Raw genomic sequence first — 19,059 nt, 5'->3', positions numbered from 1 at the left:
TAAAGTGTTTATTTATTGTTTTCGGTGCACTGAAATATATATATCTTTTATTTCTTTTGCAATATTACTCCATTGATATTCACTAATTATTTTCTTAGAAGCATTTTCTGCTAGTTGGATTCTAAGATTACTATCCAATATCAACCTCTCCATCTGTTGTGAAAGCATTTTAATATCTCTCTTATTTACAAGTATGATCTCTTTATCATTATGAAATCTCTGAGCTATGTCTCCCACATCTGTAGAGATGCATGCGGTTTTAGCACCCATTGCCTCAAGAAGGGTAAACGGAAATCCCTCATAGTGTGAAGGTAAAACAAAAATATCGGCATGAGCAAAATAGGGCTCAATCTTAGGCACATATCCTAGGATGTGGATTCTTTTATCTACGGAGACCTTGTTTCTAAGTTTCTCCAGCATTGGACCCTTACCTGCTATAAAAAGCTCAGCTTTATCTTTAACATCTTTAGGAAGTAATAGATAAGCATCTATCAAATCTTGGAAGCCCTTACTTGGTATTAATCTTCCAGATGAAAATATTATAATCTTATCTGATGGATACTCGGAGGATCTATCAAGATTTTTAAATATTTCTGGTCTTACTCCATTAGGTATTACAAAAGTTACACCTTTTCTATATTTCTTCACCACTTCATTAGTTTTATAATCCACGCATATTACTGCATCAGCACGTTTGAAGATGGATATCTCCATAAATTTTAAAAATTGTTTAATAGGAAATGGCCAGTCATCTCTAAGAAATCCACATCCATGAGCGGTATATACTATGGGCTTAAATCCAAGGATTTGTAAGAAGAAACCAAACATCGGATCGTGAGCATGATAAACATCTATTTCATTTTTTAAAATTTTCAAATATCGGAGCGTGGCAAAGACCATACTCAATTTTAGCAAATATCTATTTTTAAGATGAGGAACTCTATAAATTTCTAAATTTTCATTAACTCTTTCATACTTCTTTGCGTTATTTTTCCCAGTGAAAACAATCAATTTAATATTTATTTTTTGAAACTCTTGGGATAGATTATAGATATGTGTTTCAATGCCTCCTATTTCTGGAGGATATGTTTTTGCACCAAAAAATGCAACTGTCAATTTTTTGTGATCATTACTCATTGTGTCCACTGATATGAAAATAAAATATATTATGTTTTGGTTATGAATTAGGTATTAAGATATGAAATAGAAAATGCACAGTACTATTAACGAGATCAATGTTTGAATAGACAACAAGGTAATAACCACACCCCTCTCCGTAGCAAACCCTCTAATTTTCTTCTGTATTAGAATTGCTAGATGTGTAACACCATATATTTTCTTATTTGGCATTTTAAGATGATTGTTTTTATCAGGTACTCCAAATTCTTCTATATCCCCGACTTTATCTATTTTTTTCGCCTTTATATAAAGAATAAGTTTAGTATAATACAAAGGAAACAATAGTGCTCCAAATAGCTCCATATTTCCTAGAATGGCTAGGGCGCCTATGTATGTGCCTATTGGATATGTCAGTGAATCTCCAGGAAACACCTTTGCAGGATACCAATTAAATGCCAAGAATCCTATGAGTGCCGCTACCGCTAGAAGTGCCATGTAAGATATCCAAAGTTCACTCATACTGTAGGCTTTTATTGCCATAGTTAGGAGTATTATGGATGACAATCCTGCCTCTAATCCATTGTAACCAGCTACCATATTTATGGCATTAGAAGTACCAATAATTGCAATGGGCACGAATAGGAGTGAGTACATCCAGAGAGGCACTCTCCAACTCTCGAAAGAGTTGTAGTATGGATGGATCAGGGTTAGAGTCATAAACGGCAATGCTAAGATTGTTGTAAGAATAGGCTTGTATCTTTGAGGTATACCCTCTTTCCATCCCAGAATATCATCGCTGAATCCTATCAATCCTGCCAAAATAACGGCAGAAAGAGTTGCATAGATTTCAGCAAGATGGGTATCAGAACCGAACAGAGCTTTCAAGAATAGATAAATGAATATTCCAATGGTTATTCCTATTATAACTCCAATACCACCAGCCTCTGCAATTTCGGGGTGGTCATACTTGTTCATGTCCTTTCCCATTAATCTAAATTTTTTAGCAGTCCTAATCCAAAGCTGTGTAAATAAATATGTAAATAATAATGTGAGGAGTAGAGCTAGTCCCAAGATAACAAGTTCAAGCATTATGAGAGGAAATCTCTAAAAATTATATAATTTTTATTGTTAGATATCTAAAATCCTAAAAAGGCAATATTTACTTTTAAATAACTCTCTTGCAAATTTCCTAAAAGGGTGTTTCAAGATGAACCTTCTGGAGCGGACCAAGGGAGGGATATCCATACCTGTTCATCCCATGATAACTTGCAAAGATAGAGAGAAGGTTGCAGAGACAATAATCCTGCACGCAAAGCGTTTATAAATTTTTCAAATACTTTAGGAAAAGTTAAAAATATGAAAAAGCAATAAGTAAATTATGAGCTCTAATGAATATACTGTGTTAATTGAAATGGATGAGGATGGTTAGTGAAAATAATAAGGCATGTATCACGAAAGAGAAATTTTTAGAACTTTTAGAAGATGAGTAATTTAAAGGACAAGTTCTTAAAGAGAGAAAATAGGAGAGAAAAATTAGTCCCCATTATCGTGCTCTCTGTATATCTCTTCCAGAGTTTTGTCCTTTTTGTCCATATTATTCACCAGAAACAACCATGCTTCGTTGATATATATAATTTATCTTCGACGAACAACGAATAATTTATTTTATACCCTTAAACACATTACTCCTACAGATGAGAGTTCTGATGCTTCTGACCAACCCATTTCGTCCGGATCCGAGGGTTCACGAAGAGGCTAAAGTTCTTGTAGAGGCGGGTTACGATGTGACCATTCTCTGCTGGAATCGTGGAGAAAATTATCCAGAGAGCGAAATCCTGGATGGAATAAGAGTGAGAAGAATAAACATACCTTCTAGCTACGGTACCCCAGGCGATTTTGTCAAGGGCATAGTGAAATTCTACCTTGCTTCTTTGAATATCCTTAAAAAAGAGAAATTTGACATTGTGCACGCGAACGATTTTGACACTTTACCCCTTGCAATTATGCTTAAAAAGTTGCACGGCTGGAAGGTTGTGTATGATGCTCACGATCACTATTCTTCTATGATTGCTGATGTGTTGCCTACTCTTATTCCCTCTATTATTTTCAAGCTTGAAAAGTACCTGCTTAAATTCACAGATGCTAGAATTGCAGCCTCCAAAGCAATAGCTCGAGAGTTAGATACTTTACCTTTCGAGATAGTACTCAATGCAAAGAACTTGAAAGATTACACCTTAACCCAAGCTAAAGTTCAACAGTTCAGAGCCAAGATCAACCCTGAAGGAAAGTTTTTGATCGTGTACATAGGCATACTTAAGCTATGGACTCCCCTACCCCAGATTATCCAAGCGGTTAAGAAATTGCCCGAGGTAAAGCTTATAGTTGGTGGTAAAGGACCTCATGAAAATGAGATTATAGGGATGATTAAGGACGCAAAGAACATTGAGTATGTTGGTTGGGTAAACAAGAAATACATACCTCTCTACACACTTGCTTCTGATCTGGTAGTATTACCATCAAATAGTGCCAAATTGTACACACGAGTAGCAGTTGCAAATAAGATAATGGAGGGTTTGGCTGCGGGCAAGCCTTTGATTGCAGGTACCAACACGGAGGGTGGAAAAATAGTTAGAGAGTGTAATGCTGGATTGCTTTGCGATTATGGAGATGTTGGTTGCCTTGTGAATTCTATAAACAAGCTCATGAAAGATAAAGAATTATACAAAAAATACGCAAAAAATGCTAGAGTATGTGCAGAGAAAAAGTACAATTGGAACATTATGAGCGATAGATTGATAAGGCTTTATAAATCTTTAAAATAACACAAAGATTTTATATTTACTAATAATCACAACAACTATGTTTGAAAAAGATTGGACAAAAATGTTCTATAAGAAACTCCAAGATAATAATTTGAAAATAGCCATTGTTGGGCTGGGATATGTGGGATTACCTCTGGCTCTAGCTTTTGCAAAGAAGTACGAAGTTTATGGGTTTGATGTGGATAAAAACAAGATTGGTATGCTCAATAAAGCTCAAAGCTATATAGTGGATGTGAGCTCTGAAGATCTTATAAAATTTTTACACAAGAGCTTTTATCCTTCAGCAGATGATAATATTTTAGATAAGGCAGATGCCATATTCATCACGGTACCTACTCCAGTGCATGTGGATGGCTCTCCCAACATGGACTATGTGATCTCTGCATCTCAAACTGTAGCCAAGCATCTTAAGAGTGGTAAGCTTGTAGTCTTAGAGAGCACGGTATATCCTGGAGCAACTAGAGAGGTAGTGATTCCTATCTTAGAAACTTCTGGGCTTAAAGCGGGTACGAATTTTGGAGTGGTGTTTTCTCCAGAACGCGTCACACCGGGAAACAAAGAGTACAGTGTGGAGAAGATGCCTAAGGTTGTTGGAGGTATGGATAATGAGTCAACAGAACTGGCTTATATTCTCTACTCATCCGTATTAGAAGCTCCTGTAATAAAGGTGAGCAACTGCAAGACTGCAGAGGCTGTGAAAGTACTTGAAAACACATTTAGATTCATCAACATATCCCTCGTAAATGAGCTTGCAATGGTTTTTGAAAATATGGGTATAGATATATGGGAAGTTATAAAAGGAGCATCTTCTAAGCCCATTGGATTCATGCCCCATTATCCAGGTCCCGGAATAGGTGGTCATTGCATACCAGTGGATCCTCTATTCTTGCTCTACAAGATTAGAAGGTACGATTTAGATTCTAATTTTATAGAGATGGCGAGGAAGATAAACACAATTATGCCCCTACATATGGTTAATCTTGTAGAGTATGGACTTCGCAAATTTGGTAAAGAGCTAAGAGATTCAAATGTTCTCGTTGCAGGTGTGGCGTACAAACCTGAAGTGAATGATTCCAGAGAATCTCCAGCCTTTGATATAATTGAAGAGCTTGAGTATTCTGGAGCAAAAGTACAGTTTTATGATCCTTATATTGATAGAATTTATATTAAAGGTAAAGAGTTCCAAGGATTGAAGAGTATAGGGATAAAAGAACTTATGCATTACGATGCTATTGTGCTAGCGACTAACCACAAAGCATTGGTAACGCAGCTTAAAGAGCTCTTGCCGAAACTTGAGAAGAGCGTAGTTGTTGTGGATGGACGGAACTCTCTTGATACGAGAGAGATAAGAAAAAAGCATACATATCTTTGTATAGGTAAGCCTAGAGGTGAGATATGATGAGAATACTAGTTATATCTCCTCATGCCGATGATGCGGAGCTTGGAGCTGGATCATCCATCTCTAGATTTATAAGGGAAGGACATGAAGTTACTGTGTATCTTTTAATAACCAAGGAGAAGTTTCCAGAAAACTTTCCGATTAGGGATAGAATTAACGAGTTTAAAGCTTCGATGAAGGTTTTAGGTGTAAGAGATTACAGAGTTGATGAGTATCCTGTGAGAGAAATTTACAAGTATAGGCAAGAGATACTTGATAGGCTTATAAAAATAAGAGATGAGATTAACCCTGATATTGTGCTTATACCATCCTTGAGTGATATACATCAAGATCATCAGGTTGCGGCTATAGAAGGATATAGAGCATTTAACAGAAGAAGCAACATTTTGAGCTATGAACTGCCTTGGAATACCACTAAATTTATGCCAAATTATTATATCAAGGTTAAAGAAGGGGATGTAAAAAATAAGATTGAAGCTTTAGATAGATACGAGAGCCAGAAGTTGCTTAATAGAAGATATTTCAATCCTGAGTTTTTGAGAGCACAACTCATCTTTAGAGGTGTGCAGTGCAATAGTAACTATGCAGAAGCTTTTGAAGTTTTGCACTGGCAGTATTGAGGTGTTTGACTTGGATAAGATAGTGGCGGCACATCAGCCTAATTATCTTCCATGGATTGGGTATTTTCATAAGATTTTAAAAAGTGATGTTTTTATTATCCTTGACCATGTGCAGTTTAGTCGTAGAGGATTCATAAATAGAAACAGAGTAAAAGGTCCTAAAGGTGCTGTGTGGCTCACGGTACCTGTTAGAGTGCACGGAACTATGAGAATAATGGACGTGCATATTGATAATACCAAGAAATGGAATAAAAAACATGCAGATACCCTAAAAGCTTTCTATGCCAAAGCTCCATACTTTGAAGAGGTTTATCCTATACTGCGAGAGGTGTATGAGTTACGATGGGAGAGCTTGGCAGAATTTAACATAGAGATAATTATGAGAATAGTTAATATGCTGGATATTAATCGCAAATTTATCAGATCCAGCACTTTAGAGCTACAAGGTAAGAAGATGGATATGATTATAGAGCTCTGCAAGAAGGTGGGCGCAACCGTGTATTTTTCAGGCAAGGGAGCTATGAGGTATCAAGATCCTAAAGTGTTTGAAAAGAACGGCATAAAGCTTGTGTATCAGGAATTTGAGCATCCTGTATATCCTCAAAGGTTTGGAGATTTCGTTCCAAATCTCTCTATTCTGGACATGCTATTCAATGTGGGTATAAAAAATACGAGAGAGATATTGAAAAATCTTTAAATTTTGCCAAGTTTTTTGAGTTTTGCAATAATGCTCTTCTCTTTCTTACTCAACTCAGCCTTCCTCTCTTTGAACACGAAATCTTCTGCAAATATATCTAGCACCTTTCCGTCCATGTCTGGATCTCTTGGTATGCCGTAGGTGTGCAAGATGGTAGGTGTAACATCTCCAATCCATGCATTCACGTTTGTATGTCTATAATCTAAGCCAGACGCAACGAATATGCCCGCATATCTCTCTATACCTAGCTCAAGTTCTAAATCGGGTCGGTCATTAACTATGAACAAATCCTCAGAATTTAGATCAACAATGTACCCTATGGAGGCGTACTTGTCTTTGAAGAATGTGAGTATGTCTGGAGCTTCGTTCAAGTAGGGACCTGAGAATATCTCATCTCTGGGCAAAGCATCTTGCACTATGTACTCACCAGTCTCTGGATCCTTTATCTTCTTTATCTCTTTGATCAATTCTTCTACCAGATCTTCGTACTCTTCCTTCTTTACCACTCCGTGGGGTTCTCTACCCTCTAAATTTATGTAAACTGACCCCCTCTTGCCGATCATGTACGCTTGAGTCTCGCTCCAATCTACCTTGCCGTAAATGTAGGTTCTCTTGGGATTGAGCTTGCCATGCTTGAACTCTTTCCACTCACTCTTGGGCTTGAATTTTAAGTATCCTTTCAAATACAGCCATTTATTGAACTCAAAGTACTTGTATATAGAGGCAAAACCATGGTCAGATACTACCATAACATTGTCAGGTCCGAACTCGGAGATGAGCTCACCCAAATACTCATCTAGCTTTTGATAAAGCTCTAGCAGAGAATTTTTGTATTTTTTCAGATCTTCTTCACTCTCGTGCTTTCTGTAGGGATGATTTTGATCAAAGAAATGCCACATATAGTGAGAGAACCTATCTGAAGATGTAAACACTCCAAAGAACAGGTCAATATCTTTCTTTATTATCAAGTACCTGAAAAGATCGAACCTCTCTTCGATGGTTTTGTTTACCTCGTAGATGAACTTATCTCTATCTAAGTGCTTGGCACCCTCTATATCTATTCTGTACTCTTTGAGCTTGGGATAGTCTTTTAGAAGATTGGCGGGATATGTGAATCCGGGAGCATCTACGCTGGGGCTCATCATTCCACCTACCATAAACCCGTTCACGCGCTCTGCAGGATAGGTGATCGGTATATTGACAGTGCCCACTCTGTATCCATAATTACTAAGGTAGTTCCAGAGCGCTTTAGCGCGTCTCCATTTTGAGTTTATAGGCTCTCGAAAATAAGAATTGCCCACGAATTTTGTGCCGAAAAAATCATAGATCCCGTGCTTGCCTGCGTTCTTACCGGTGACCATCGTTGTCCAGGCACATGAGCTTATTGTGAGCTTTGTGGTCTCTAAAGGTCCAAAAGCACCCTTATCCACGAGCTTACCCAGATTTTTCAACTTACCTTCTTGAACCCACTTACTGATTTTGTCGTAGGGAGCACCGTCCCAGCCTATGACCAAGGTTCTCTTGCTCATAAATCAGGGATTAATGCGCACGATATAATCATTTGCCTTCTAGATAAGAAGCAGAGATTTATCATCTGGAGATTTATGCAACTCTCCTTTCAGAAATACAAGCAATTCTCCTCTTGGGCTCTCTACGAGTCTGCCTAGGGGCTCAAGGACTTCTCTCTCTGTAGCATGGGTATAGTGGATATAAAATGAGGCCCCGAGTCTATTACACACATTTTTTGCAAACTCAATTGCGTGCTTGAGTTTTCCTATGCGCCTTAAAGATTGTACCATCATAGTGCATTCTTCTATCTTTCCTCCTCTATCTATCCATACGGGAACATTCAAGTTTACCAAACCTCTAAGATAAGAATCGGTCATCAGAATGTCAGGAGTATGGCGCAGGATCTCCTTTTCAATACTCTCATAGTACTCACCCTTCACAAACCTCAGCTCTACAGGTATGTTTCTTATGCTATTTTTCACCTTTTCAGCCTCTTGCCTGTGTATATTGAGTATAAATTCCTCCACATTCTGCAGTGCAAAGCTGGGGAGAATGTAAGATGCCTCGCTCTGAACCTTGTCCATAAGTTTCTTGTCTACTATGTAGAGCAAAATAACTTCATCGCAAAGCTTCTCAGCTCTTTTTAGCGAGTTCTCAGGATACAGCTCTTGGTGCACAGGGATCAAACATCTCATCATCAAACCCCCATTAAAGGCCAGAGCACTGTGGCCATAAAGAATACCACTCCTATTCCTATCATATCTGCCAGCACTCCAGTCTTCATTATGTCTTTATGCTTAAAATACCCTGTGCTGTAAGTCATTATGTTCCCAGGGGTGCCCATTAACAACGCGTATCCAAATCCGCCCGCTAGAGCTATGGCCATGCTCACAACTAGCACACTCATGCCTGTTACAGAAGCCATGCCTGTAGCGATTGGAAGCATCAGTGCTACGGCTGCCGCGTGGCTCATAAGCTCTGTCATAAGCACGGTGATAACCAACAAGATTAGAAGTATGAGATACGGATTCGTGCCTATTATTCCCACAATAGAGCTAGCCAGCCATTCCGAAGCGCCAGTGACCTGCAATCCTTTTCCCAGAGTCATTGCACCACCGTAAAGCAAAATTATGCCCCAGGGCATGCTCTTCTCAATATCTTTCCATGATAATATGCCAAAAACGAAGAGCAATGCTGCACCTATGATCACCGCCACGGCTATGCCCCAACTGTGGATCGTGAGGAGTATGATGAATGTGAAAGTTAATATTCCTATAACGATCCATTCTTTGCTATCAATCTTTCCCGGCATCTCCATATTTGGTACGATAAATTTCTCAGGAGTGTGAATGGTTATTATTAAGGTCCATAGTATAGGGATCATTATGAGCGTTACAGGAAGTGCCATAATAAGCCAGTTTAAAAACGATAAATGTATTCCGTAATTCTCAGCTAGATACGCAACTGTGTACGGGTTTCTCGCACCTCCCATCAGCGTGGCAACACTCCCCGCAGTGGCACCATAGGTTAATGCAATCATGCCCGCCTTGCCCATATTGCTTCCTTTCTCAACGTTGAGAAGTGATATGCCAATAATAGGCAGAAGCAGTGCTACTACGGCATGCTCCGATATTATAAAAGATAGAGATGCTGCCAATACCAGTATGCCTAGGATATAAAGCTTTGAAGACTTACCAAATGCTTTGAGCATATAGGTTGCAATTCTTTTATGCAATCCACTTTTCTGCACTCCTGCTGCGAGCATGAACGCACCGATCAGAAAGAACACGGCCTCGTTGCCGAAGAATCCAAACACTACTTGGGGCGAGAATATGCCAAGAATTGGAGGAATGACCATTACCAGCAACCCGGACATGCCCAAGGGCAAAGCTTCGCTTATGAATAAAAAAGCACCAAACACCAAGATGCCTAGCATCATCTTTCCTTCATAACTCAATCCAGTAGGCTGGGGTAAAAAATAAAAAATGAGGAGAATCAAGAATGCAGTTGCAAGGTAAATTGTCTTTCTATCATTCAATTAAACCTCGCCTCTTCATGTAGGCAAGGACCTTTTCAACACTTTCATCAATATCCTCTTTATCCGTATCCAGTATTAAATCTGCAGCAGGATCAGTAGGCTCTTCAAATGGATCGTCTATGCCTGTAAAGTTCTGGATCTCTCCTGCAAGGGCTTTCTTGTACATGCCTTTTACATCCCTTTCAATGCATACCTCCACTGGACATCGTGTCCATACTAGATGAAATCTATCAGGGCCAATTATCTCTTTTATGTCTCTTCTTATCTCATTGTATGGCGAAACGAAGGTTGCAAGCACTATTACATCATTTCTCGATAAGAGTTTAGCTATAAATGCCACTCTTTCAAGATTCTTTCTCCTATCTTCTTTGCTGAATCCCAGATCCTTCGATATTGGACTCTTTCTTATTATGTCTCCATCCAATCTTTCAACCTTGTATCCTCTCTCTTTCAGAATGTTATAAACCTTATCGGCTACTGTGGTCTTGCCGCTGCACGGCAATCCAGTAAACCATATTGTCGCTCCTTTCATCATCTCACCTCCTTCTTCCTGTTTCTGTAAAGGGATGGATCTACAGCGCGAACTGCAGAGTCCACATCCAAAATTCCGCCGAGAAAATCGTTAACTCTCTCAATCTCCCTGTGTGGATTCTCTATAACCTTGTCGTAGCGCACGGTTATGTAATCCATATCATCTCTCTCTTCTAAAAGTTTTAAAGCATACCTGTTCAGTTTGTCAAAAGCTCTTTTATCCTCTTCACCCAGTTTCTCACCGATCATTTTGCTCATAGATGCCATAATCTCATCCAGGTTGCGAAGCATATAGATGACCTTGTATTCTCCCTTAGGCAAGAACTTCAACCCGTAAGCTGTGACCTTTATTACCATATCATCGTATTTCTCAATGGGAAAGCTGCCATCCATAAGTCTGTTTATTATCTTTCCCCCCTCTAGTTCAAAATAGCCCTTGGGATTGTGTTCGTCAGGCTTTCTTTTTGTATCAAACGCTACTTTCATGCCTCCAAGATACAGAATCTGCATCATCATAGAAGTGCCTGACCTTTCCAGTCCTGATACTATGTAGTTTACCATCTTAACACCTCCAAAACTTCTTTTACAAACTCTTTGCTCTTGCCTTGAGGAAGTATTGCACCCATAACCTCATCCTTGCCTCCAGCATTATAGCCTCTCTTCTTTGCTAATTCAATTAAAGGTAGAGCAGAATGCTCATTATTTGGAAATCTTATGTAGAACTCGTCCCTATCATCCTTGTGATTCACCACTATTGCGGGCTTTTTTCTGCCCCAGGCAATTCTTCTTGTAACTGCCGAGATTATCATATACGGACTGCGCATCTCTAGAAACATATAGTTACCCATATCCTCTGCTCTATCACTCCACATTTCAATCTCCTTGGATATATGCTCTAAATTTGTGTGCAGTTTATCATTTTCAAGAACTTCCTTAATCCCTTGGAGAACTAGGTGTACATTCTCTACTACTTCATTCCTGTTGTTTAACTTGAAGCTTGAATCTAAAAGCTCTACAGCAAGTTGAAGTTCTCCTTCTCTAAGATTCTCACTACTCATCACTTTCTCCACTATTTTCCATTCTTCAATCTTCTTTGCTCCTGGCCCTTTGTCTCCTATTATACCCAGTGCTACAAGGTAATCTGGCTTGTAGGAGAAACGTTCCATAAGTACAGTGGTGCATGAAGGATACATCATACCCATAAGGTATGGATTGTAATGTTCTTTTGCACATTCAACCTTAGAAGCACGATGGTGGTCGTAGATATACACATCCGCATACTTGCAGAGCTTAACAGCGTCCGGCAGGTTCATGTCTAAAATGACCACTTTATCAGCTTTTTTAACCACATCAAAGTCCTCAGAATCTAAGTAGAAATTTCCGATTTTTGGGGTAAATAAATTATCCTCTCCGTGCAGTTTTATGTATATGGCTGCAGAGGTGATGCCGTCGGTATCCCAATGATGAACAAGCATTGTATCACTCCACAAAGGGATTATCAAATTGCAATATGGCATCTGCCACTTCCGGGCGCATCATGAGCTCTGGAGGTCTCTCACCTTTGAGCAACAGCTCACGAATCTTAGTTCCTGAGAAATTAATATGGTCTTCAGGACCGTGGGGACATATTTTCTCATTGACCACTGTACCGCACTTCTTGCAGTAGAAGAACGAGCGGAAAAACAGAGGGGTTATGCCCAAATCGGGATACTCGTAGAATATCTCTTGAGCGTCATAAGGGCCGTAGAAGTTGCCTACACCTGCATGATCTCTACCCACGATGAAATGCGTACACCCAAAGTTCTTGCGCATTATGGCATGGAATATTGCCTCTTTAGGTCCTGCATAGCGCATCTCTGTTTCTAATATTCCTAGAGTGGCTGTGTTTTTAGGATAGTAATGCTCGAACAGAGCCTCGTACGCGGCTATTATGACTTCATCTTTAAAATCTCCCTTTTTCTTTTTGCCAATTAGGGGATTGATGAACAAACCGTCCACAAAGGTCAGTGCAGTTTTCTGCACATATTCATGACCCACATGGGGTGCATTCCTGGTTTGAAATCCCACAACAGTTTTCCAGCCTCTCTCTTTGAAAAGAACTCTCGTCTCCTTGGGCCATAACTTGTAATTTGGAAATTTTGTGGGTGGATCATTTACTAAAATAATCTTCCCACCAACAAGATGCTCTTCTTTTTTCATTAAATTCGCAACGCCTGGATGCTCTATGCTCATCGTACCAAATATCTTCTCTGCATACTCTTTCTTATCGTAGGGATAAATCTCTTCAACCTTGAGTATGGCTATTGGAACATCTTTGTAAACCAATGCAACCTCATCTTCTTCAAATAGCATATCAACATCCTTATCGCTGACATCCTTAACTATTGGAATTGTCCATGGGAGGTCGTTGCTAAGTCTCCCCTGAGCCAAAACATTTTCAAAATCTTCTCTAACCATGTATCCTTCAAGGGGTGAAAATACACCATGTCCTATGTTCCCGAGATCTCTGGCTTCGTCTAGAGTTATGTATAATTTTGGAAGTTCCATAGACTCTTCTCTAGCCTTCTCGCTAAAATCCAATCTCTCAACTAGCTTTCCGCCATGGGGATATATCATCAAAATCGCCTCAATCCAGATACCCTAGGGCTCGTAGTCTCTCTTTTACTCTCTCTTCATCTTCTTTGCTGAATGCTTCTTCGCTCTCTTCATCCTCAGCTATGATCTCCCTAAGCACATAGGTAACATAGCTGCTAACACTAGTAAATCCAGTGCCCTTAATACGCTCCTCAATCTTCTTGAAAAGAGGAGTTGGTATGGATACCGTGGTATATTTTTTTTCATCACTCATTTTCTCACCTCTTTAATTATATTTAATTAAGGAAATGAGGTATGGTATAAAAATGTTGTGCAGGAAAGGTTTATTCCAAGGTATATTCAAGATACGAAAATTTGAATGACATAAAGATAATGGATAAAGGAAGTAGTTCAAATAATTTAATTACTATCTCTCCCCATTATCCCACCATGAAGCCCGTTATTGAGGCAATAAGGATAAGAAGGAGTTTGAGAAGTTACACAGGAGAGCCCTTGGAGGATTGGCAGGTTGAAAATTTAATTCGTGTATTCTTTTATGCTCCTAGTGCAATGAACTGGCGCCCGTGTCATCTGATCGTTGTTAGGGATAGGGATACGCTTCTCAAATTATCGCAAGCCACACCTTGGGCAAAAATGCTATACAAGGCAGGTGCAGCTTTTGTTATTGTGGGTGATGAGGAGAAATCGCCATGGTGGATTGAAGATTGCAGTATTGCCTGTGAGCATCTGTGGCTTGAGGCTGCGGATATGGGACTTGGAGCATGCTGGATTCAGGTGCGGGGTGTCGAAAACGCTGAAGAAAATGTAAAGAAACTGCTTGGCATACCTGAAAAATACAGAGTGCTGAGCATGATGTCTGTAGGTGTGCCCAAAAAGACCAAGCCTTCCCATGATGATACCAAGATAGAGAAAGATCGCCTCCATTTTGAAAAATTTTAAAATTCTTTGGAGGTAAATAGGCATCGTGAGATGCGAACACGCCCTGCTACGCAGGGCAGTGGCACTTTTCTTCCTAAGAAAAGGGTTCAGTGCGGAGGGCCGGATTTGAACCGGCGAACCCCTACGGGACCAGACCCTGAATCTGGCGCCTTTGACCTAGCTCGGCAACCTCCGCCTAAGAATGAGATATAAATCGTATATTTTATGGTTGCGGGGGAGCGAAGGTTTTATAAGATTAATGCATATTATATCTAAACTCAAGTTCAAATGTAGGTGATGAATTTGCCTCTGTTTGGTGGTAGAAAGAAGAGGGAATCTACGATTGTTAGAGATTATGCTAAAACTTTAGAGGACGCTAAAGCTCTTATGAATAGCGGTGAGGATGATAGAGCACAGATTTTGCTGAGGAGGATAAATAGGTGGGTTAGCGAGGATTTTGATAGAGTTTCTGCGTTGAGTCCAAAGGAGAAGAAAACCTTGTCAAGGATTCTCACAGAAGCTGGAGAAAAAATGCTCGTCTTGAAAGATTATGAGTATGCAATTAAAACACTTGAGAAAGCAAAAAGCTTGGATAGAAACAATGTTAGAGCATGGCTGGATATAGGCAGAAACCTCTTAGAAAGAAATGTTCAAATACCATATGCTGTGGCATCCTTAAAAGAGGCAGTCAAGCTCGCTCCAAATAATGTTGAAGCAAATATTCTACTTGGAGATGCTTTAAGGATGGAGGGAGAGTTGAAGAGCGCTTTAGAAGCGTATTTTCGTGCGTTGGAAGTTGATCCTGAGAATGAGGATGTCATAAATAAGATTCTCAAGATAGAGCCCGATAATGTTGAGGTTCTTAAAAAATATGCAGAACTTCTCAAGAAAAAGGGAAATTATAACGAGCTTCTTAAGGTTTACAATAGACTTTATTCTCTTACAAAAGATGAAAAATATCTGGAAGAAGGCCTAGATATAGACCCGGGAAACAAAGATTTGCTTATCACAAAGGTTCGTTTTCTTATGGATAACAATGAGCTTGTAGAAGCGAATCGTATTATAGAGCAACTTAAAGAGGATTATCCAGATGATCCTACTGTGCAGATGCTTTATGAGGAAATAAGTGGGGGTGAGAAAGAGGAAGTTAAGCCTATTGCAGTAGATGAGTTATTTGGGGATCTTGGAATAGATGAGGCTATAGGGGATATGAGTACGGAAGGAAATGAAGCTGAAGAGGTAAAAGAAGAAACGAAGGAAGAGGAGATAAATAAGGTAGATGCTTTTCTGGAAGCTTTCAAAGATGGTAATTTAGATAAAGCCAAAGAAATTTTGAAAGGTTTAAATCCTAATGAATTTATGGATTTAGCTAACAGGGAGATTAGCTTTGAACTAGCTAAATTTATGGTGGATAATTTGGAGATAGAAAAGGGTAACATCATCTTGGAGGAGATGCTATCGCACCAGGCATACGATTATGCAGAGAAGATATTGAATGAGATATTAAAGAGAAATTTCAAAGATGCGAAGGCATTGTTCTACAAGGGGAAACTTATGGCTGCAAAGGGTAATGACATGGGTGCCAGAAACTTCCTGATGATGAGTGTGAAGTTTGATTCAGAGATAAAGAAATACATTAGAGGGGATAAAATATTGAAGAAATACGAGAATGAAGAGTGGTTCAAGAAATTGCTCTCATAATTTTTCTAGCTCTTTTGAGCTTATTATTTCTATTCCCAAATTCTCCAGTATCTTTATAATCTTCTTTTTCTGCTCGCTTTTGAGTCCCTTGCGATGGATGTATGCATGCTTGCAATGAGCACTTTTCTCACATGCCATCCTGAGCGTATTCTCGTTTACATATTCAACTGCGTAGGATGGTAGCATGTGTCCAAATGATATCTTGTATTGAAGGGCAACATCTGTTATTCTAGGCATATAGTGTCCTCCTCCAATTCCCAGTGCAGGAAGGTATCTTTTTTCCTCCAACTCCATAATGGTTTTTGCAAGGACCTCGCCTGCTCTATCGTCTCTCCACTCCTCCTCAGTGCTTCCTATCTCAATGAAAAATGTTGGAGTTTCAAGATAAGGCCCATGGTGTGTTGCTTCAAATGAAACTGTGTATTCATCTAAATTATTATTCTTTTTGAGCAATCGCAAAGCCTCGGTCATAAGATGTGGATTTGTCTTTACCACAGTGCTTTCTTTTCCTCCGTACTCTGCCTTGCCCCAGTTCCCAATTGGATGCACTGTTAAGCTTCTTATCCCTGCAGAACTCCTGTGCTTTGAAGCTACGATTATATTATCAAAATCTATCCCTAACCTCTCCCTTATATGTTTATCTATATTTTCCGCATAAATTTTCTGAATTTTTATATGCACTAAATAAAATTTTTCGCTTTTATAAACGGGGAAATTATGAAACATGCCTATCTTCTTCCAATCATCCATAGCGAGGAGCTTTTCTCTTATGTTCAGGGAAGCTAGATCATCTTGGGAAGTAAGTATTAAATCCATGGGGCTCGCATAAAGTCAAATTATTTCAAGTTTGTGCCTCAAAATTGACCTATGAAATCTTCCAATTTCATCTGGTGCTTTAAATTGTATAGAATCTTGCTCCGTTTATACCAATTTTTTAGATGCGTTTTTTCTCCAGCATACTTCAACGCATTTTCCAAATTTTCAAAATAAATAGGGGTTTTGAGAAGTGCATGCCTCATGCTCTCCCTAATAACCCATACCCCAAGGGGAAGTTTATACTCAGGTGTTATTTCTCTATACACCAAAGCTTTTGCTTGCCTTCTCCTGTTTTTTAAGTTCTCCACTATGGCCAATCTTGCAGCATAATATGCACCTGTTATGTTACTTGCATATCCTCTGCGCCCTTCATAGGGTTCATAATCTCCAGATACAATGTTTTGTTCGGGAGAATATAGTGCACCTTTCAGCCAGGATTCAAGCATCTCGTACTCCCAAGTTCCTGGAATGAGGAAAATGTGGAACTCGTTGCCCATAAAACTTTCTTTGTAATACTCTACTTTGTTTATTGTATCAAAGCCCTTTACTTCTTTTATCAATCCTTTGAAGAGTATGTCATCCACGGCAGTTATGCTCCACCTCGTTGGTACCAGTTTTCTATCCTTTCCCAATACTCCCGAGGCCATCATTCTCTGAAGATAATCCACATCGTAGCCGCTTCTGTACAATTCCCTTATTGCAATCTCTGCCTTTAATTTCTCTTCTACAACCATATCTACCTTCTTGGGAATGGATGGATTATCCACTATATCTATTTTTCTTGGTTCGATCCTAGGACCTGTAGGATGAAAGAAATCGTCGATGCTCGCTCCTCCATAGAATTTCTCAACCCATACCTCCGTGTCAACAGATTTCTCAGACATTGCTATTACTTGAGATTTTTCCACGATTTTATCCACTTTTCTAACATTAATCTTTTTTGAAGCTCTCACTAATGAGGATGTGGTTGTAAGAATTTCGCTCAAGGATTTACCATAAAGTTCTTTCGTAGAACCGAAAATTCTTTCATTTTCCGAGATTAAAGGACCAGCATAGACATTTGGATATCCATATCTGCCAACAAAAACGCTTGGGGGTGAGGGACCATATAATGAATCTGATGACATCTTTATTTTAGGGATAGTATTTTTTGCACTCTCAAGTATTGGGCACTTAGGCAATCCACACCACAATCGACCCTTGCATTTAACGCATAGTTCTCCAAACACGATAGTACAAAGAGTTGCGGGGATTTATTATTTTCTAAACCGAAAACTTTAAGTTTATGGTGGAAATAGCGAGAAATATGGCGAAGAAGAACAAGGGTACAGGTTTTCAATCTGCGGCTGGTTTGATAAGGTATTTTGAGGAAGAGAAGAGCAAGGGACCAAAGATAGATCCAAAACTTGTGGTGTACATGGCCATAATATTTGCGCTTGTTGTTGAACTTGCCAAAATTTACTGGCCTGCATGATATATATTTTAAGAGAGAGGAATACCGAAATTTTGAAACTGTATGGGATAGATAAGATATGGGAGTTCTCAGAAGATAAAGATATTGAAGGGTTAATGCAGGAGGAAAAGAATGGCAGGATAGGAGTGATAAACTCCACCCCCAAATTTGAAAATTCCTTGGCTAGAAATTATCCCATTGTAATCGTTGATTCTCATGGTGATTATTTTCATCCCAATTTTAGATTCTCACCTCTACCAATCTCCTTCTTTGAGAGGGACGCAAAGGATGTAGCTTTAGAGCTCCTCGGTAAGATTATTGTTTACGATGGACTCGCAGGAAAAATAGTGGAAACTGAAGCGTATTACGGAAATAAAGACCCTGCATCACGAGCATACAAGGGAAAGAAGAATTACAACAGGGGAATGTGGCTTTCTGGGGGGCACATATTCATATATATGGTGCATGCAAACTGGATGTTCAATATAACTACGGATGGTGAAGAGGCGCAAGCCGTACTAATTCGCTCCGTTGAGCCAATTGCTGGACTTAAGAAAATGTATGAGCGCAGGGGTAAAAGGTTAAAGGAACTCTGCAACGGACCTGGCAAATGGACAAGAGCTTTTGGTATAAAAAAGGAAATGAACGAGGAATCTTTGGGGGGAGAGATTTTTATTGCGCAATCTCCCTGGAATGAGTTTAAGGTGGCAAGAGCTCACAGGATAGGTGTTAGAAATGATCTTGAAGAGCCTCTCAGATTCTTTATAAAAGATTCTCAATATGTTTCCGTAAGAAAAATATCGTAATTCGTAATTTTTATACGAAAAATAAAAATAGTATG

The 19,059-nt window shown here is 39.3% G+C and carries 20 protein-coding genes and 1 tRNA gene; 8 read left to right on the top strand and 13 right to left on the bottom strand.

Features of this window, described 5'->3' with window-relative positions; genetic code table 11:
• Positions 1-12: 12 nt before the first annotated feature.
• Together ABOO_RS01265 and ABOO_RS01260 are read right to left on the bottom strand one after the other, a co-directional pair.
• Positions 13-1,137, bottom strand: coding sequence for a glycosyltransferase family 4 protein (locus ABOO_RS01265; protein ID WP_008084335.1), 1,125 nt, complete (start codon positions 1,135-1,137; stop codon positions 13-15).
• Positions 1,138-1,191: 54 nt separating this feature from the next.
• Positions 1,192-2,208 (bottom strand): MraY family glycosyltransferase, encoded by a 1,017-nt coding sequence (locus ABOO_RS01260; RefSeq protein WP_012997083.1) that lies wholly within the window; start codon positions 2,206-2,208, stop codon positions 1,192-1,194.
• Between the two features lie 605 nt (positions 2,209-2,813).
• Here ABOO_RS01260 and ABOO_RS01255 point away from each other — a divergent pair.
• Genes ABOO_RS01255 through ABOO_RS01240 form a run of 4 tightly spaced genes read left to right on the top strand, consistent with a single transcriptional unit; the run spans position 2,814 to position 6,657 of the window.
• Positions 2,814-3,941 (top strand): glycosyltransferase family 4 protein, encoded by a 1,128-nt coding sequence (locus tag ABOO_RS01255; protein WP_236614157.1) that lies wholly within the window; start codon positions 2,814-2,816, stop codon positions 3,939-3,941.
• Positions 3,942-3,978: 37 nt separating this feature from the next.
• Positions 3,979-5,340, top strand: a complete 1,362-nt coding sequence (locus ABOO_RS01250) for a nucleotide sugar dehydrogenase (RefSeq protein ID WP_008084353.1) — start codon at positions 3,979-3,981, stop codon at positions 5,338-5,340.
• Positions 5,340-5,960: a PIG-L deacetylase family protein gene (locus ABOO_RS01245; RefSeq protein WP_008084491.1), complete on the top strand. Its 621-nt coding sequence runs from the start codon at positions 5,340-5,342 to the stop codon at positions 5,958-5,960. The genes ABOO_RS01250 and ABOO_RS01245 overlap by 1 nt, the downstream gene beginning before the upstream one ends.
• Position 5,961: 1 nt before the next feature.
• A complete protein-coding gene (locus ABOO_RS01240) occupies positions 5,962-6,657 on the top strand; it encodes a WbqC family protein (RefSeq protein ID WP_008084385.1) in 696 nt (231 codons plus the stop codon).
• Here ABOO_RS01240 and ABOO_RS01235 read toward each other — a convergent pair.
• The 8 genes from ABOO_RS01235 to ABOO_RS01200 are packed head-to-tail and all read right to left on the bottom strand — an operon-like array spanning position 6,654 to position 13,583.
• The gene (locus tag ABOO_RS01235; RefSeq protein WP_008084500.1) at positions 6,654-8,186 is read right to left on the bottom strand and encodes an alkaline phosphatase family protein; all 1,533 of its coding nucleotides are present in this window, start codon (positions 8,184-8,186) and stop codon (positions 6,654-6,656) included. The genes ABOO_RS01240 and ABOO_RS01235 overlap by 4 nt on opposite strands.
• A gap of 39 nt (positions 8,187-8,225) precedes the next feature.
• The gene (locus ABOO_RS01230) at positions 8,226-8,861 is read right to left on the bottom strand and encodes a hypothetical protein (RefSeq protein ID WP_008084322.1); all 636 of its coding nucleotides are present in this window, start codon (positions 8,859-8,861) and stop codon (positions 8,226-8,228) included.
• A 2-nt stretch (positions 8,862-8,863) separates the two neighbouring features.
• Positions 8,864-10,204 carry an SLC13 family permease gene (locus tag ABOO_RS01225; protein ID WP_008084336.1) on the bottom strand — a complete coding sequence of 447 codons (1,341 nt, stop codon included), beginning with the start codon at positions 10,202-10,204 and terminating at the stop codon, positions 8,864-8,866.
• Positions 10,197-10,736 (bottom strand): adenylyl-sulfate kinase, encoded by a 540-nt coding sequence (cysC, locus tag ABOO_RS01220; protein ID WP_008084710.1) that lies wholly within the window; start codon positions 10,734-10,736, stop codon positions 10,197-10,199. The genes ABOO_RS01225 and cysC overlap by 8 nt, the downstream gene beginning before the upstream one ends.
• Positions 10,736-11,296 (bottom strand): sulfotransferase domain-containing protein, encoded by a 561-nt coding sequence (locus tag ABOO_RS01215; RefSeq protein ID WP_012997081.1) that lies wholly within the window; start codon positions 11,294-11,296, stop codon positions 10,736-10,738. The genes cysC and ABOO_RS01215 overlap by 1 nt, the downstream gene beginning before the upstream one ends.
• The gene (locus tag ABOO_RS01210; RefSeq protein WP_012997080.1) at positions 11,290-12,210 is read right to left on the bottom strand and encodes a DHH family phosphoesterase; all 921 of its coding nucleotides are present in this window, start codon (positions 12,208-12,210) and stop codon (positions 11,290-11,292) included. Before ABOO_RS01210 ends, ABOO_RS01215 begins: the two co-directional genes overlap by 7 nt.
• 4 nt (positions 12,211-12,214) lie before the next feature.
• The gene (sat, locus tag ABOO_RS01205) at positions 12,215-13,354 is read right to left on the bottom strand and encodes a sulfate adenylyltransferase (protein ID WP_048102857.1); all 1,140 of its coding nucleotides are present in this window, start codon (positions 13,352-13,354) and stop codon (positions 12,215-12,217) included.
• 7 nt (positions 13,355-13,361) lie between these two features.
• Positions 13,362-13,583 (bottom strand): ribbon-helix-helix domain-containing protein, encoded by a 222-nt coding sequence (locus ABOO_RS01200; protein WP_008086532.1) that lies wholly within the window; start codon positions 13,581-13,583, stop codon positions 13,362-13,364.
• A 101-nt stretch (positions 13,584-13,684) separates the two neighbouring features.
• Between ABOO_RS01200 and ABOO_RS01195 the strand changes: the two genes are divergently transcribed.
• Positions 13,685-14,269 carry a nitroreductase family protein gene (locus ABOO_RS01195; protein ID WP_241209829.1) on the top strand — a complete coding sequence of 195 codons (585 nt, stop codon included), beginning with the start codon at positions 13,685-13,687 and terminating at the stop codon, positions 14,267-14,269.
• A gap of 90 nt (positions 14,270-14,359) precedes the next feature.
• Here ABOO_RS01195 and ABOO_RS01190 read toward each other — a convergent pair.
• Positions 14,360-14,444, bottom strand: a tRNA-Leu gene (locus ABOO_RS01190).
• Positions 14,445-14,545: 101 nt separating this feature from the next.
• On the opposite strand from ABOO_RS01190, the gene ABOO_RS01185 reads away from it, so the two are divergent.
• On the top strand, positions 14,546-15,949 hold the full coding sequence (locus ABOO_RS01185; protein WP_012997077.1) for a tetratricopeptide repeat protein: 1,404 nt from the start codon (positions 14,546-14,548) through the stop codon (positions 15,947-15,949).
• Here ABOO_RS01185 and ABOO_RS01180 read toward each other — a convergent pair.
• A complete protein-coding gene (locus ABOO_RS01180) occupies positions 15,944-16,765 on the bottom strand; it encodes a D-aminoacyl-tRNA deacylase (RefSeq protein ID WP_012997076.1) in 822 nt (273 codons plus the stop codon). The two genes, ABOO_RS01185 and ABOO_RS01180, sit on opposite strands and share 6 nt — an antisense overlap.
• 38 nt (positions 16,766-16,803) lie before the next feature.
• A complete protein-coding gene (locus ABOO_RS01175; protein WP_241209828.1) occupies positions 16,804-17,946 on the bottom strand; it encodes an Nre family DNA repair protein in 1,143 nt (380 codons plus the stop codon).
• Between the two features lie 125 nt (positions 17,947-18,071).
• Between ABOO_RS01175 and ABOO_RS01170 the strand changes: the two genes are divergently transcribed.
• Positions 18,072-18,239, top strand: a complete 168-nt coding sequence (locus tag ABOO_RS01170; RefSeq protein ID WP_048103004.1) for a preprotein translocase subunit Sec61beta — start codon at positions 18,072-18,074, stop codon at positions 18,237-18,239.
• Positions 18,240-18,271: 32 nt separating this feature from the next.
• Positions 18,272-19,024, top strand: a complete 753-nt coding sequence (locus tag ABOO_RS01165) for a DNA-3-methyladenine glycosylase (RefSeq protein ID WP_236614242.1) — start codon at positions 18,272-18,274, stop codon at positions 19,022-19,024.
• Positions 19,025-19,059 lie beyond the last annotated feature (35 nt).

Origin of the sequence: Aciduliprofundum boonei T469 (assembly GCF_000025665.1) — an archaeon.
GTDB classification, from domain to species: Archaea; Thermoplasmatota; Thermoplasmata; order Thermoplasmatales; family Aciduliprofundaceae; genus Aciduliprofundum; species Aciduliprofundum boonei.
The sequence above is the reverse complement of the archived record's forward strand: the minus strand, read 5'-3'. Positions and strand labels throughout refer to the sequence as shown.

Excerpts from the sequence above, each read along its gene's own strand:
- ABOO_RS01185 (WP_012997077.1), top strand. The coding sequence starts at position 14,546 with ATGAATTTGCCTCTGTTTGGTGGTAGAAAGAAGAGGGAATCTACGATT.
- ABOO_RS01215 (WP_012997081.1), bottom strand. The coding sequence starts at position 11,296 with ATGGTAAACTACATAGTATCAGGACTGGAAAGGTCAGGCACTTCTATG.
- ABOO_RS01170 (WP_048103004.1), top strand. The coding sequence starts at position 18,072 with ATGGCGAAGAAGAACAAGGGTACAGGTTTTCAATCTGCGGCTGGTTTG.
- ABOO_RS01250 (WP_008084353.1), top strand. The coding sequence starts at position 3,979 with ATGTTTGAAAAAGATTGGACAAAAATGTTCTATAAGAAACTCCAAGAT.
- ABOO_RS01245 (WP_008084491.1), top strand. The coding sequence starts at position 5,340 with ATGAGAATACTAGTTATATCTCCTCATGCCGATGATGCGGAGCTTGGA.
- cysC (WP_008084710.1), bottom strand. The coding sequence starts at position 10,736 with ATGAAAGGAGCGACAATATGGTTTACTGGATTGCCGTGCAGCGGCAAG.
- ABOO_RS01180 (WP_012997076.1), bottom strand. The coding sequence starts at position 16,765 with ATGGATTTAATACTTACTTCCCAAGATGATCTAGCTTCCCTGAACATA.
- ABOO_RS01235 (WP_008084500.1), bottom strand. The coding sequence starts at position 8,186 with ATGAGCAAGAGAACCTTGGTCATAGGCTGGGACGGTGCTCCCTACGAC.
- ABOO_RS01230 (WP_008084322.1), bottom strand. The coding sequence starts at position 8,861 with ATGAGATGTTTGATCCCTGTGCACCAAGAGCTGTATCCTGAGAACTCG.
- ABOO_RS01210 (WP_012997080.1), bottom strand. The coding sequence starts at position 12,210 with ATGCTTGTTCATCATTGGGATACCGACGGCATCACCTCTGCAGCCATA.
- ABOO_RS01255 (WP_236614157.1), top strand. The coding sequence starts at position 2,814 with ATGAGAGTTCTGATGCTTCTGACCAACCCATTTCGTCCGGATCCGAGG.
- ABOO_RS01260 (WP_012997083.1), bottom strand. The coding sequence starts at position 2,208 with ATGCTTGAACTTGTTATCTTGGGACTAGCTCTACTCCTCACATTATTA.
- ABOO_RS01265 (WP_008084335.1), bottom strand. The coding sequence starts at position 1,137 with ATGAGTAATGATCACAAAAAATTGACAGTTGCATTTTTTGGTGCAAAA.
- ABOO_RS01200 (WP_008086532.1), bottom strand. The coding sequence starts at position 13,583 with ATGAGTGATGAAAAAAAATATACCACGGTATCCATACCAACTCCTCTT.